General features: G+C 59.8%; 12 protein-coding genes. 7 read left to right on the forward strand and 5 right to left on the reverse strand.

Annotated features, from left to right (window positions below; all coding sequences use genetic code 11):
- Nucleotides 1–64: 64 nt before the first annotated feature.
- Entirely contained in the window at nt 65–853 is a 789-nt protein-coding gene (locus ACYZT7_RS19700) for an alpha/beta hydrolase (protein WP_462037877.1), read from the forward strand.
- Between the two features lie 239 nt (nt 854–1,092).
- On the opposite strand, the gene ACYZT7_RS19705 is transcribed toward ACYZT7_RS19700, so the two are convergent.
- Nucleotides 1,093–1,509, reverse strand: coding sequence for an organic hydroperoxide resistance protein (locus tag ACYZT7_RS19705; RefSeq protein WP_462037878.1), 417 nt, complete (start codon nt 1,507–1,509; stop codon nt 1,093–1,095).
- A 206-nt stretch (nt 1,510–1,715) separates the two neighbouring features.
- Entirely contained in the window at nt 1,716–3,047 is a 1,332-nt protein-coding gene (locus ACYZT7_RS19710; RefSeq protein ID WP_462037879.1) for an aminotransferase-like domain-containing protein, read from the reverse strand.
- Nucleotides 3,048–3,130: 83 nt separating this feature from the next.
- Here ACYZT7_RS19710 and ACYZT7_RS19715 point away from each other — a divergent pair, with 83 nt between their 5' ends.
- Complete coding sequence (locus ACYZT7_RS19715; RefSeq protein WP_462037880.1) at nt 3,131–4,021, forward strand: DMT family transporter; 891 nt, start codon at nt 3,131–3,133, stop codon at nt 4,019–4,021.
- Nucleotides 4,022–4,123: 102 nt separating this feature from the next.
- Nucleotides 4,124–4,984, forward strand: a complete 861-nt coding sequence (locus ACYZT7_RS19720; RefSeq protein ID WP_462037881.1) for a CAP domain-containing protein — start codon at nt 4,124–4,126, stop codon at nt 4,982–4,984.
- A gap of 16 nt (nt 4,985–5,000) precedes the next feature.
- On the opposite strand, the gene ACYZT7_RS19725 is transcribed toward ACYZT7_RS19720, so the two are convergent.
- The 3 genes from ACYZT7_RS19725 to ACYZT7_RS19735 all read right to left on the reverse strand — a co-directional run bounded on the left by ACYZT7_RS19725 (nt 5,001) and on the right by ACYZT7_RS19735 (nt 7,522).
- Nucleotides 5,001–5,630, reverse strand: a complete 630-nt coding sequence (locus ACYZT7_RS19725; protein WP_462037882.1) for a Vgb family protein — start codon at nt 5,628–5,630, stop codon at nt 5,001–5,003.
- 35 nt (nt 5,631–5,665) lie between these two features.
- Nucleotides 5,666–6,886, reverse strand: coding sequence for a helix-turn-helix domain-containing protein (locus ACYZT7_RS19730; protein WP_462037883.1), 1,221 nt, complete (start codon nt 6,884–6,886; stop codon nt 5,666–5,668).
- 129 nt (nt 6,887–7,015) lie between these two features.
- The gene (locus ACYZT7_RS19735; RefSeq protein ID WP_462037884.1) at nt 7,016–7,522 is read right to left on the reverse strand and encodes a GNAT family N-acetyltransferase; all 507 of its coding nucleotides are present in this window, start codon (nt 7,520–7,522) and stop codon (nt 7,016–7,018) included.
- 326 nt (nt 7,523–7,848) lie between these two features.
- On the opposite strand from ACYZT7_RS19735, the gene ACYZT7_RS19740 reads away from it, so the two are divergent.
- The 4 genes from ACYZT7_RS19740 to katG all read left to right on the forward strand — a co-directional run bounded on the left by ACYZT7_RS19740 (nt 7,849) and on the right by katG (nt 14,461).
- Complete coding sequence (locus tag ACYZT7_RS19740; RefSeq protein ID WP_462037885.1) at nt 7,849–9,147, forward strand: sialidase family protein; 1,299 nt, start codon at nt 7,849–7,851, stop codon at nt 9,145–9,147.
- Nucleotides 9,144–9,758: a hypothetical protein gene (locus tag ACYZT7_RS19745; RefSeq protein ID WP_462037886.1), complete on the forward strand. Its 615-nt coding sequence runs from the start codon at nt 9,144–9,146 to the stop codon at nt 9,756–9,758. Before ACYZT7_RS19740 ends, ACYZT7_RS19745 begins: the two co-directional genes overlap by 4 nt.
- 32 nt (nt 9,759–9,790) lie before the next feature.
- Entirely contained in the window at nt 9,791–11,827 is a 2,037-nt protein-coding gene (locus tag ACYZT7_RS19750; RefSeq protein ID WP_462037887.1) for an LTA synthase family protein, read from the forward strand.
- 378 nt (nt 11,828–12,205) lie between these two features.
- Complete coding sequence (katG, locus tag ACYZT7_RS19755; protein WP_462037888.1) at nt 12,206–14,461, forward strand: catalase/peroxidase HPI; 2,256 nt, start codon at nt 12,206–12,208, stop codon at nt 14,459–14,461.
- Nucleotides 14,462–14,795 lie beyond the last annotated feature (334 nt).

The following is a 14,795-nucleotide window of genomic DNA, read 5'->3' on the forward strand; positions in this document are numbered from 1 at the left end:
CGCTATCGGTCTACTACACTCTGACAGCGATCAAGCGATAGCCGTGTTCCGGCCAGAGCCGTCAATGCCGCCCACTAAAGTTAGCCGAATGCCACGAATCCTGGTGTCAATCGTCGTCATCCTCACCGTCGTGTATCTGGCGCTCTGCGCTGCGCTGTTCGTGTTCCAGCGCGCCCTCATCTACTACCCGCAACCTCGCGCTGTCGGCACCTCGGCAACGCTGCTCACGCTGTCGGTCGACGACGCGCAGGTGCTGGTGTCCGTCAGGCCGCACGAGGGGCCCAAAGCGTTGATCTATTTCGGTGGAAATGCCGAGGACGTCTCCCGCAGCCTGCCTTCGTTTTCCGAAGCCTATGCCGATCAAGCCCTCTACTTGCTGCACTACAGAGGCTACGGTGGCAGTTCCGGATCGCCCTCCGAGGAGATGATTTCACGCGACGCCCTGACTTTGTTTGACCAGGTCTACGCCACCCATCCACACATTACGGTGGTCGGTCGCAGCCTGGGCTCTGGCGTCGCCGTGCGCCTCGCCAGCCAACGTCCGGCGGCGCGTCTGGTGCTGATCACGCCCTACAACAGTCTTGAAGAGCTCGCCGCCCGGCAGTTCCCCATCTTCCCGGTGAAGTGGTTGCTGAAGGACACCTTTGAATCCTGGAAGTACGCCGCCCACATCACGGTGCCGACACTCTTGATCGCCGCTGAGCACGACGAAGTGATACCGCGTTCCAGCACGGAGCGGCTCTTCACGCATTTCGCCAACGGGGTGGCGTCGCTGAAGGTCATACCGGGTACGGGGCACAACTCAATTTCCGAGAGTCCCGACTATCTCAAGGTCTTGGGCAATGGTTTGTAAGTGGCCGCTTTTCAGCCACGCGAGTGAAAAACGCAAGTGGACGCCTTGCGACTTAGCGCAGCGAGCGGAACGCCGTGCGAAGTTCCTCGGTAAAAAGCTGCGGCTGTTCCCAGGCCGCGAAGTGGCCGCCCTTGCCTGCCAGTCAGAGGATGCAGGGGGCACGTGAGCTACATCGCAAGGGCGAAAACGCTCTGTTTCACCCTTGCGATCCCTTGCCCAAATTGCGTAACAGGTCCGGCTCAGATCAGGTTGATTTCGACGTTGATGTTGCCCCGTGTGGCTTTGGAGTACGGACACAGCTTGTGCCCTTCATCCACCAGCGCTCGGGCTGTTTCGCGGTCCATTCCCGGCAGGCTGATGTTGAGGCGAGCCTGCAGGAGGTAACCGCTTGAGTTGGTGCCCAGGTCAACTTCGGCGTCAATGGCCAGGTCAGGCGGGAGCGTGACTTTCATTTTACCGGCAGCGACTTGCATCGCACCGATGAAGCAGGCTGACCATCCCGTGGCGAACAACTGCTCCGGATTGGTGCCCTCGCCCTTGGTGCCAGGGGACGAAAGCTTGACTTCGAGACGTCCATCATCACTGCGTGATGCGCCGTCCCGCCCACCGGTGGTGTGGACTTTGGCGGTGTACAGTACTTTTTCGATCTGGGTCATGATGATCTCCTGATTGAAAATGCTGGATGAAAAGATTGCCCTCCGTGAGCGTATCGACCAGTCCTTCTTGCTTGATGGATTCGCCACTCGTCAGGGCGCTTGCGTATTCTGCAGCGGACTGGACCTTTCAATATAGACGTCGTTGGTGACCCTCGTGCGTCGCGCAAGAGGGGAACAACAAATGATTGAGGTTGGCCGACTTCAGGCTATGAATAAGCGCCAATCACCCACTTAACTTTTTCAAGCGCTTCGCGAAGTGCGCCCATCTCCGCTGAGCCCAGCGCCAAGCGGATCGCATGCGGTACATGAGCAGAAGTAGCAAAAGGCTCAGCGGTTGAAACCGCCACTTTTTCACGCATCAGCGCCGCGGCAATCTGGTCAGCCCTTGCATCTTCAGACAAGGGCAGCCAAAGAAAATAGGACGAAGGGTGACCTACGCACGGAAGTCCTGCCAACACTTCACGGGCCATGGCTTGCCTGGCCTGCGCATCCCGGCATTTTTCAGCTTCCAGTTGCATGACCGTGCCATCGTCGAGCCACGTGCTCGCGATCGCCGTCAGCACGCCCGGGGTATTCCAGGTGGTCGCCCTGATCGTTCGCTCCAACGCAGGCACTTTTTCGGCGGGGGCGGCGACGAAACCTACGCGCAATCCGGTAGCAACACTCTTGGAGAGCCCTGAAACGTAAACGGTCCTCTCGGGAGCGAGTTGCGCTAACGGTGCAGGCGGGTCCTCTGCGAGGAAGGCATAAGCGGCGTCCTCGATGATGAGCAAGTCATGCCTGCGCGCAATCGTCACCAGCGACTCACGCTGGTTAGCACTCATGACCCATCCCAACGGATTGTGCAGCGTCGGCATCGTGTACACCGCCCGCACGCGACGACGAAGGCACAGGCTGTCCAGCGCCTCTAGATCAGGTCCATGTTCGCCCGCGGGAATGGGCACGATTTCAAGGTGCAAGGCTTCGGCCAGCACGATGAATCCTGAATAGGTCAGCGCATCCGCCGCAATCACATCACCGGGTTGCAGCAGCGCCATCATTGTCACAGCCAGCCCATGCTGAGCACCACTGACCACTAACACTTGCTCGGCATCCACCGTCAGCCCTCGGACGAGCAAATGGCGCGCCACAGAGGCCCGCTCATGCGCACGGCCGGCATGTGGCTGGTAGCGCAACAGAGACTCCAGATCACCGGCCGATGCGAGCTGGCGCAGCGCATTGCGCAAGAGTTCCGCCTGCCCTGGCAGCGAGGGGTAGTTGAAGTTGAGGTCGGTCATTCCTACTGCCACGTTTTTCTGGTCAATACCCAAGCCAGGCGGCAACGAAGTCTCCCGTACGAACGTGCCTCGCCCCGTCTCGCCACTGACCAGGCCCATGGCTTCGAGCTCTGCATAGACCCGAGTGGCGGTCACAAGCGCCAGCCCTTCTGTCGCTGCGAGCTGACGATGCGTCGGCAATCGCGTACCCGGCAACAATCGTCCGGACCGGATGTCAGCCGCAAAAGCATCCACTAATGACTTGTACCGTGAGCGAGGCATGTCGAGGTGTATCCATGACAATTTTTTGATTGTAGTGTCCGTCGATCATACGATGGATCTCTGCAAATTGAGAGTGCCCTGAAATGGAACGGACCCTGCAAAACCCAACGACGGAAAAGACCGCGAGCGGATGGCTCAACGGGTTCATCGGCGTGCTGATTTTCAGCGGCTCGCTGCCTGCCACGCGGTTGGCCGTGATGGAATTCGACCCGGTCTTCCTGACCGTTGCCCGAGCGGCGATTGCCGGGGTTCTGGCGCTTTGCATGCTTGTGCTGTTTAAAGAAAATCGACCCGCCAAGCGTCAACTTCTGCCCCTGGTGATCGTGGCGGTGGGCGTTGTAGTCGGGTTTCCACTGCTGACGGCGCTGGCGCTTCAGTACGTGACGTCGGCGCATTCCATCGTCTTCGTTGGCCTGTTGCCACTTGCCACGGCGGTGTTCGGCGTGTTGCGCGGAGGGGAGCGTCCACGGCCGGTGTTCTGGTTTTTCTCGGTCCTGGGAAGCGCGTTGGTCGTGGGGTTTGCAGTCTCTCAAGGCCTGACAGCTTCTCCGACAGGCGACATGCTCATGCTGCTGGCCATTCTCGCCTGCGGGCTGGGTTATGCAGAAGGTGCGAAGCTTTCAAGAACACTGGGTGGCTGGCAGGTGATCTCTTGGGCATTGGTGCTGTCGCTGCCCGTCATGATCCCGCTGACCTGGTTCATGGCCCCCGCTTCGTTCTCGGGAATTACGACACCTGCGTGGACCAGCCTGGCGTACGTATCGATCTTCAGCATGCTGATCGGTTTCGTCTTCTGGTACCGCGGGCTTGCCCAAGGGGGAATTGCTGCCGTCGGCCAGCTTCAGTTGCTACAGCCGTTTTTTGGCTTGGCGCTGGCGGCCACGCTGCTTCACGAGCAGGTCAGCATTGGCATGCTGGGGGTTACCGTCGCGGTGATCCTTTGCGTGGCCGGGGCGCGAAAGTTTTCGAAGTGAGCGGGCGCGACAAATAGATCTCTTGCGCTCGTGAACCTTGTGTTGAAGCGTCAGTCATAGCCGAGCCGTAAAATCCACTCGCCCGCTCAGAGCTGTCCATCCATGCGCCAAACCCTCCTGTCCTTTCGCGTTGCCTCGCTCTGTTTCATTCCTCTGTTTTCCCTGTTCGCCAACCCCGCCCACGCCGGTGCCGAAAGGCAATTGGTGGAAGCCATCAACGATTACCGCGCTCACCCCGATCGCTGCTCGGGGCGCGCGGGCCGAGCGTTATCGCCGCTGGCGTTGAAGGCGAACCTGGCCTTGCCGATCGGCTATGGCGGCGGGTTGCGCGATAGATTGAAAGCGTCCGGCTATCGGGCGGTGACGGTGCGCACCCTACGTGTAGTCGGTGCGCGGGATGCCGATGAGGCCTTCGACATGCTTCAGAGCGATCACTGCGCGGCGTTGCTCGATACCCAGTTCGCCGACATTGGCGTCAGTCGCGCCCGGAGCGAGTGGCAGATCGTGCTGGCGCGGCCGGTGCTCGACAATCAGGTGGGCGATACGCGAGCGGTCAGCAAGGCGTTGCTGGCACAAGTCAATGCGGCGCGTTCAAAGCCACGGCTCTGCGGTCGTCAGCGCTTCGCTGCCGCACGGCCATTGGCCTGGAACGCCGCTTTGGGCGCTGCGGCGCAAGGGCACAGCAAAGCGATGGCCTACGGCAACTACTTTGCACACCAGGACCCCGACGGTGAGATGCCCGCAGACCGGGCGCGAGCCGCTGGTTTCCGTGGCCGGCAGATCGGCGAGAACATCGCCGCCGGTCAGGGCTCACCCGGCAAGGCAATGTCGGGCTGGCTGGCCAGTCCAGGGCATTGCGCCAACCTGATGAACCCGATGTTTACCCAGATGGGTGCAGCCTATGCAGCAGACGCGCGCAGCGATGAGGGGGTTTACTGGACGATGTTGTTTGGGGCGCCTTGAGTGATTGAGCGGCGCCTTATTTGGGGCGCCGCACCGCCCTCACCTTTCCACTGCCACCGCCGCCGCAGAAAAACTGATCGCCACCGTCCGATTCAAGCCCCGACACCCCAACGCCCGCCGGCAGCTTCACGCTCTCCAGCACCTCGCCGGTCTTCGCATCAACATGGCGTAACTCACTCTCATCGCCTTCCCACGTGCCATGCCACAACTGCCCATCGAACCAGGTCACCCCGGTGACGAAGCGGTTGGATTCGATAGTGCGAAGAATCGCGCCGGTCTCGGGATCGATCTGATGAATCTTGCGATCCTGATACTCACCGACCCACAGCGTCCCTTCCGCCCACGTCAGCCCTGAGTCACTGCCGCCAGGCGCCGGGATAGTCGCGAGTACGCGGCCGGTCTGCGGGTCAATTTTCTGGATGCGTTCCTCGGCAATCTGGAACAGGTGCTGGCCGTCGAAGGCGGTGCCGGCATGGGCGGCGACGTCGATTGAGCGCAGTGTCTTGCCACTCTTTGGATCCAGGGCGTTGAGTGTGTCGCCGGTTGCAAACCAGATGTGCCGACCATCCCAGGTGACGCCATGCACCGTGTCGACACCGGCAAAGGGTCCATATTCACGAAGGATTTGAGCTTCTGACTGTTTCATGTTGGTTTCCTCGTTACGGGTGGGTGGCGTTCATCCTAGTCACCCGGCAGTGGCACCGGGAGTAACAAGGTCGTCGCGAAACCCGGCACCGGCGGGGTCATCCAGCGACGCGCCCGGCCGCGACCGAACGACTGCACCTTGCCCGCGCAGGCCAGTTCGTCGAGTGCCCGTTGCACCGTCCGCTGGCTGACGCCAAGGGCCAGTGCCAGGGCCGAGCTCGACCACGATTCACCGTCGGCGAGGAAGGCGAACACCCCCGCGTGTTTCTCTTCGACGGGTTGCGCCAGCACCACAACGTCGCAGGCAACCAGCGACACCAGCGCAAAACCACGTTTAGTTGCGGTGACGCCGGCCCAGGGTTTAAGCGCCGCACGCAGCCGCCCGACTTCGACTCTCAACCGTGCGCGAAGGGACTCATCGGCGAGCTTCAAACGAAAGGCCTGGGCAATCAGCGTTTCCCTCGACACGTCGGCGGGCCAGGCTTCGGCCAGTGCCCGTGCGAGGGCGAACAAGACCGGGCGTGTGGCGAGGGAAACCGACATGCCGGCGCCACGCACGACGTAGCGACACGCGTCCACGACCAGCGACGTTGACCCGAGCAGCGCTTCAACCTCATCCAGCAACAGAGGCCGTTCTTCGCCACGGGCAATCAGCCGCGCGACAGGCGTGTTCAGGGCAAGGACAGCGTTTTCCACCTCGGCCGTCAGCGCAGGAATACCGGCATCGCGTGCGGCGTGCTCGGCCCTGGTGAGTGCAGACCGCGCCTTCTGCGTCTCGAGTCGCCGCATCGCGATCCCCGCCACGACCAGTTCGTGGGCGGCGCGTAATGCCGGCGGTAATGGCGCGGGGTCAAGCTCGGCGAGCAGCACGTCGGCCTCATCGAGATGCCCGATCAGCAGCAAACGCCGAATCTGCAGATACCGCGCATGACCGGCGTTCACTCGATCACCGTGCGCCTCAAGTGTCACCCGCGCCGAGTCGAGTGCCTTCACCGGCCAGCCCAATTCCCGGGAGGCCAGGGCGATCTCGGCTTCAGCGACCACACACCGCGCCCGAGCCAAGGTCTCCTTCGGACCGAAGGCCCGTGCTGCTTTCTGCACCAGCGCCTTGGCCCGCACCAGATCGCCAAGTTGCGCCATCGCAATACCGCGCAACGCCAGCGCTGGCGCATCGTCGCGCAACGCGACCCGGTTCAGCGCGCCGAGCGGATCACCCGCTGCCAGCGCCTGTGCTGCGGCTGTGATCAGCGAGTCCATATGAATCCCGCCACAGTTGTCACTCCCACCGTCGGATGTTCGCTGTTTAGTCTAATTCACGATCCTCCACCAGGCTCTTCCGGAAGCGCTCGCAACTCTTGTTTCTCAGCACTACGGGGCAAGCTTTATCTACGCACAGGGGATTTCCATGCTTTTGGCTTCGGTGAGTAACCGCATCTTTATCAGCGCTACCCGGCGCCCGTCCGGCGCCAAGCGCTCCTCAACCCCATACGGCACAAACCCAAGCTGCGGATAAAGAAGCAGCCCCGCCGTATTCTCGTTGAAGCACGACAGCTGCACCTCGCGTGCCCGATGACGTTCAAACGCCAGCCCCACCATCGTCTGCACCAAAAACTTCGCGATACCTTGCCCCCGAGCTTTGGGTGACACGATCACATTGCCGATCGCGCAGACGCCATCGCGATCAAACGTATAAAAGTTCGCGAAGCCCATAACAGAACCGTCGCCCTCAACCACCGTTGAGTCAGAACGTTGAGTAATCGATGCCTGCAGTTGATCTTCCGTCAGCGGGTATTGCGCCTTCGGGAACATAAAGAACAGCTCTTGGGGATTTTGCGCAAAGGCGCAAAGGGTCGGAATATCTTCAGCGCTGACGGGGCGGTGGGTCAGGTGCATGGTTTGGATCCATCCAAGTGTCGGTGTGACAGATTACTTTTTGCGGACGCTGGAGAGAAGCGTGAAATCAGCTTCCTTTTCACTCTCGTCACTGTTCAGGTCCGGCTTTTACGACCAACGGCGAGATTGGCCCGTCAATTCCGCTGGCTCGAATCGGCATCCCTCTAATCCGGCAGTTTCAGCCTGTCCATTGAGTGTTGCTGATCGACATGGCAGCGCACTACAAACAATTTCTTACAAAATAGAAATTCATAAAATTCGATCTTGTACTATCGAGTGTTAGTTTGAGCGCCTGATCAGGCCCATGAGATGCCAAAGTCTTAATTATGCGCATCAAATTTCCCAGCATTTCTGCCTTCGGTGCATACCTTGCACTTTCTTGCCTGTTTGCCGCCGCGTGGTTCGTCAATCCCGCCAATACGCACTCTTCCTTTGCCCTGATAAGCCCCGTGATGGCAGTGGCCGGCCAAGTGGCCAAGCCCATTTATACCAGCCGTTTCGCCTCCTCCGGGCTGGTTGACTTCGTGCATTCCTCGGCGGTCACCGCCTTGCCCGACGGTAGCCTGATGACGGTCTGGTTCGCTGGCTCGCGCGAAGGCGCAGCCGATGTGCAGGTGCGCTCCGCCCGTTTCGACTCGAAAACCGGCGAATGGGGGGCTGAACAGGTATTGGCGACTCGGGATTCGACCCAACAGGGCACTCGAAAATACATTCGCAAACTGGGCAACCCGGTGGTTGCCCTCGCGCCGGATAATCGCCTGTGGTTGTTCTACGTGTCTGTGTCCATGGGTGGCTGGGCCGGTAGCGCGGTCAATGTGATGGTTTCAGACGACTTCGGTGGACATTGGTCCGCTCCGCGCCAGCTGATCACTTCACCCTTTCTGAACATCAGCACCCTGGTCCGGTCGGCACCGGTGTTTCATGCCGACGGCTCCATCGGCTTACCGGTCTACCACGAATTTCTGGGCAAGTTTGCCGAGTACCTCTACTTGAGCGCAGACGGCGATGTGATCGACAAATTCCGCATCAGCCACGGCAAGAACTCATTGCAACCCACGGTGGTTCCGCTGGACGGGCAGCGCGGCATCGCCTTGCTGCGCTATGCCGGCAACACCCACCACCGTGTTCTGGCGACCCGCACCGAAGATGCCGGACAAACCTGGAGTGAGCCTTATCCGCTCGATCCCTCGAATCCGAATTCCTCGCTGGCGGCCGTCGCGACGCCCGAACAAGGGTTGCTGGTGGCGCTCAACGACCTGCAGGAGGGGCGCTTCAAGCTGAGTCTTTACGGGACCGATGCAAAAATGGACGATTGGCGCTCGTTGCGCGACCTCGACAAGTCACCCGATCCAGCGGGCGCGCCGTTTTCACCCGAGGCCTACAAGGAAATCATCGGCAAAGAGTTCCGCGGTTCCAGTGGCGCTCTGCGTCAACCGCTGGAGGCGCAGTTCCTGGACAACCTCGACAACCGTGTCTGTAAAAGCCAAGGGTGTGAATTCGAATATGAGTACCCGTACTTCATCCGCAGTCCCGACGGTATGTATCACTTGGTTTATTCCTGGAACAACACCTTCATCAAGCACGTCACCTTTAACGATGCGTGGCTCAACGAGCGTCTCAAATGATCAGCCTGTGGCAAGCCCATGCCAGCTTCGCAATGATCCTTTTCCTGGTGCTGCCTGCTTTCGGCCTGCCCAGGACCTTGCGGATCGCACTGTTGGCCGCGTTGTTGGCCGCCAGCTTCATACCGCTGGACGGGTTGTCGTTGGCCGCATATTTGCGCAGCTACATTGATGACCTGGCGATCACCACCCTGGTGTTCATGGCGTGGGGCTGCTTGCGTCGGCTGGACATCCTGCCACCTGCGCGGGGTAAAACCAGCGTATTGATCCTCTTCGCCGCAATGGCCCTGGTGCTGTACCCGGCAACCCTGGGCATGAGTGATCTGGACCCCTATCGGTTTGGCTACAGCCCGCGCCCCATGTTGATTTTCCTCGCAGTACTCACACTGGGTCTGTTTTACCTGCGCAACGGCCTGGCCGTCGTAATGCTGGCCAGCGCGACCCTGGCGTTCATCGCCGGGGTGAAACCTTCGCAAAACTATTGGGATTATTTGATTGATCCACTGCTGGGTCTGTATTGCTGCGTGGCACTGCTGATGCTTGTCATGCGCTGGACGTTTCGCCGGGTAAGCAATCGGCGCGGTGCAGTGGGCGACATGCCCAAATCCGTTTGAGATTTAACGACTTTAATAACAGGGGAACATGGATGGGTTGGCTGCAATCTCGACGTTTGCATTACTGGCTGGGCGCGACAGCGATTACGTTTGCGCTGTTTGCACTGCTCAGGGTCGTGTTTTTCTTCGGCTTTTCCGGTTTCGACGCCAGCGCCCTGATCGACCAAAATGCTGTCGTGGAAACCCTGGGCATCGGCTTTCGCTTCGATCTGCGCCTGGCCATCCTGGTCGTGTTGCCGTTGGCGTTGCTGGCCTGGATTCCTCGTTGGAATCTGATCGGCAGCCGTCTGCTTCGCCGGATCGCACGCGTTTATCTGGTTGCAGCCCTGAGCGTCCTGCTGCTGATTTACATCATCGACTTCGGCCATTACGCCTACCTGGGCGTACGAATCAACGCCACCGTGCTGCGCTTCATCGAGGATGCGCAAATATCCCGTGACATGGTCTGGCAAACTTACCCGGTTATCTGGATTTCACTGGGTTGGCTGGTAACGGTCACGCTGGCGATACTGGCCTTGGTGCGTCTGGAACGCGTAACGCTGGACCGCCCGCGCAAAGCCATTCACCCGCTCTCTGCGACATGGGGCGGCGCGCTGATGGTCGTGGTGGTGCTGCTGGGCATTTTAGGTCGTGTCGAAAACATGAACCTTGAAAATCCGGTCCCGTTACGCTGGAGCGATGCGTTCTTCTCGGGCAATAACCAGGTTGCCGCGTTGGGCCTGAACCCGGTGTTGTTCCTCTACGACACAGTCAAAGTCGGCCAGTCGCGCTATGACGAAGCGCAGGTGCGCGAACACTACCCGGTGATGGCCAACTACCTGGGGGTGGACAAGCCCGACGCGCAAACCCTTGATTTCGTACGTCAACAGGCGCCACAACCCTACAAAGTACCGGGTTCCCGGCCGCCGAACGTAATGTTCGTCATGCTTGAATCGCTGGGCACCAGCGCCGTCGGGGCTTATGGCAACCCGATCAATCCGACGCCCAATATTGATCGCCTGGCCACTCAGAGCTGGTTCTTCGAGCACTTTTATGTGCCGGTGACGGGGACCGCAAAAACCGTCTGGGCCAGCATCAGCGGGGTGCCTGACGTCACCCGCCAGGAAACCGCGACGCGTAATCCGTTGATCACCAAGCAAAACACACTGATCAACGCCTTCACCGATTACGAGAAGATCTACACCATCGGCGGCAACTCCGGTTGGGCCAACATGAATGCCTTGATTCGGCAAAGCATCGACGGCGTTCGCTTGTTTGAAGAGCGGGACTGGAAATCCCCGGTGGTGGATGTCTGGGGGATTTCAGACCTGGATCTGTTCAAGGAAACCGACCAGATCCTGCAAGCGCTGCCCAAGGACAAACCGTTCTTTGCGTATGTACAGACGGCCGGCAATCACCGTCCCTTCACGATTCCCAAGAGCAACGATGGATTCGAAGTCAAGCACCCTACCCTGGCGGAAGTCCAGGCCGCAGGATCGCGCAGTGTCGAGCAGTACAACGCCGTGCGTTTGCTGGACTTCAACATCGGACGCTTGATGGAAATCGCCAAAGCAGGCGGCTATTACGAAAACACCATTTTCGTGTTGTTTGGCGACCATAACACCCGAATCGCCCAGATCCCTTTCCTGGCACCCGCCTACGAGCAACTAGGCCTGGAAAGCAACGCGGTGCCGATGATCATCCACGCGCCGGGCTTGCTCGGGACGCGCAAGGTCAAAGAAGCGGTTGGCCTGGTGGACTTGCTGCCCACCGTGGCGGGCATGGCCGGTCTTGAGTTTCGCAACAGCGGCATGGGCCGTGATATCCAGCAGCCAGCGCCCGAGGGTGAGCGTGTGGTGCCGCTGGTGTTACGTGAAGGCACATTCCCGCTGATTGCCGGCGTGACTCAACACTACATGGTGCAGATGGAGCACGACGGCAGCTCGCCGACCCTCCACGACCTGGCCTCAATGACACCACTGGACAACGTCGCCGAGCAAAACCCTGAAGAGTTCAAGCGCCTGTCGCAGCTGACCCGCGCCATGCATGAAACCTCAAGGTTGATGCTGTACCAGAACGTGCGAAAGTAACGGCTTCCCCCGCGTCTATGCTGCAAATAGACGCGGGCCCACCCCAGATGCCGGTAAAAGACTCTGCCTATCGCGACCCAATACTCCACCTATTAGCTGACTTCCCAACTGGGGTCTAACCTTACTCGAGCGCTGGCACCCTAGCCGGCCGGTTAAGAGCTGATAAGGAGATAGGAATGGGTCAGAAGCCTGACTAAACCTGCCGTAGGCCACCGTGCAGCCAACTCGATTGCCACTGTTCAGAATTCCCGTGTGATCAAAACAATCAGTTGATCAAACTGCTGGCCCTGCAGCCTGTGTCATTGGTTTCGCCCGTTGCTGTTTAACGCCCACGTTGGGCCGGATAGCCGGATGAATACGACCAAAGGTAGCTCACACATGGCAAACGAATCGAAATGCCCATTCATTAGCGCCGCTGGCGGTGGCACGACAAACCGCGACTGGTGGCCGAACCAACTGAATCTGAAGATCCTCCATCAGCACTCGTCCCTGTCCGACCCCATGGACGAGGGCTTCAACTACGCTGAAGCATTCAAAAGCCTGGACTTTGAAGCGGTCAAAAGAGACCTGACGGCGTTGATGACCGATTCCCAGGACTGGTGGCCGGCGGACTTCGGTCACTACGGGCCACTCTTCATTCGCATGGCCTGGCACGCCGCCGGTACGTACCGCACCGGTGACGGTCGTGGTGGCGCCGGTTCCGGTCAGCAACGCTTCGCGCCGCTCAACAGTTGGCCGGACAACGTCAGCCTCGACAAGGCACGGCGGCTGCTCTGGCCGATCAAGCAAAAATATGGCAGCAAAATTTCCTGGGCTGATCTGATCGTCCTCACCGGCAACGTCGCGCTGGAGTCAATGGGCTTCAAGACCTTCGGCTTTTCCGGCGGTCGTCCGGACGTTTGGGAGCCGGATGAGGACGTCTACTGGGGCTCGGAAAACAAGTGGCTGGGCGGCGACACCCGCTACGGTAAAAAGAACGAGCCCATGCAAGAGCCTGGCGAAGGCCCACTCGTAGCTGAGCCAGGGGAAAATGAGGCGAGCCGTACTGACCAAGGGCGCAACCTGGAGAACCCGCTCGCCGCCGTGCAAATGGGCCTGATCTACGTCAACCCGGAAGGCCCGGAAGGCAACCCCGACCCGGTCGCTGCCGGTAAGGACATCCGCGAAACCTTCGCGCGCATGGCGATGAATGACGAAGAAACCGTGGCACTGATTGCCGGCGGCCACGCCTTCGGCAAGACCCACGGCGCCGGACCTGCCGACAATGTCGGCGCCGAGCCCGAAGCCGCTGGCCTCGAAGCGCAGGGCTTTGGCTGGAAGAACAGCTTCGGCACCGGCAAAGGGCCGGACACCATCACCAGCGGCCTGGAAGTCACCTGGACCACCACGCCCACCCGGTGGAGCAACAACTATCTGGAAAACCTGTTCGGCTTCGAGTGGGAACTGAGCAAAAGCCCCGCGGGCGCGAATCAGTGGATACCGAAAAACGGCGCCGGTGCCGGCATCATTCCGGATGCTCACGACCCATCCAAGCGTCGTAATCCGACCATGCTGACCACGGACCTGTCGCTGCGATTTGACCCGATCTATGAACCGATTTCACGGCGTTTCCTGGAAAATCCGGACCAATTGGCCGACGCGTTCGCCCGCGCCTGGTTCAAGCTGATCCACCGCGACATGGGCCCCCTCTCCCGCTACCTCGGCCCGGAAATGCCAAGCGAAGAACTGCTGTGGCAAGACCCGATTCCAGCGGTCGACCATGCCCTGGTCAACGACAGTGACGTCGCCGCGCTCAAGAGCAAACTCCTCGCCTCGGGCCTGACAATCTCGCAGCTTGTATCAACTGCCTGGGCGGCGGCCTCGACCTTCCGTGGCTCCGACAAACGCGGCGGCGCCAACGGTGGGCGTTTGCGTCTGGCTCCGCAGAAATTCTGGCAGGCCAACCAGCCTGAGCAACTGGCGAACGTGTTGGCGAAACTCGAGAGCATTCAGAGCGAATTCAACAACAGCGGCAAGAAGATCTCGCTGGCAGACCTGATCGTGCTGGCCGGTAGCGCTGGTGTCGAACAGGCGGCGAAAAACGCTGGGCACAGCGTCACGGTTGCGTTCACACCGGGGCGGATGGACGCCTCCCAGGAACAGACGGATGTGGAGTCTTTCGGCTTCCTCGAACCCATCGCCGATGGTTTCCGTAACTTCCTCAAAGGCAGATACCGCGTACCGGCTGAGCAGCTGTTGATCGACAAGGCGCAACTGCTGACACTTACCGCGCCAGAAATGACCGCACTCATTGGCGGCATGCGCGTGCTGAACACCAATGTCGGACAAACCAAACACGGTGTGTTCACGCAGCAGCCGGAGGCGTTGACCAACGATTTCTTCAAGAACCTGCTGGATATGGGCGTGGAATGGAAACCGGTCTCGGAGGCTAATGAGGAGTTTGAAGGGCGCGATCGCAAAACCGGCGAAGTGAAGTGGACAGCCACTCGTGTCGATCTCGTCTTCGGCTCACATGCGCAGTTGCGGGCGTTGGCGGAAGTCTATGCAACCGCTGATGCGAAGGAAAAGTTTGTTAAAGACTTCGTGGCTGCCTGGACCAAGGTGATGAACCTGGATCGTTTCGATCTGAAGTAACGCGAGCGGTAGTGCTGAAACTGCAACGCCTCCCAGTGTGGAGGCGTTGTGCTTTTTGCTGATTGAAGGAAGTGGCTAAACGGGAGAAATCGTGGCAAGGGCACCGATCAAAATGGTCAACACCAGAAATCCACCCAGGAAAATTGCCATTTTGCCCATTGGGCCTCCTACGGTATGAGTTTGCGGTGCGGCGGTTGCCGCGACTGTGGAGCGTGCTGTCATTGTGAGCCGCCGGCTGAGTGCGTTACAGATGCAGATAGCGAAGGAAAATACGGATCAGAAAAAAACCCACCCACGTAAAAGCCCGCTGACCATCACCGGTTCAGCGGGCTTT

The sequence above is a fragment of the Pseudomonas sp. RT4P38 genome, from assembly GCF_054897765.1.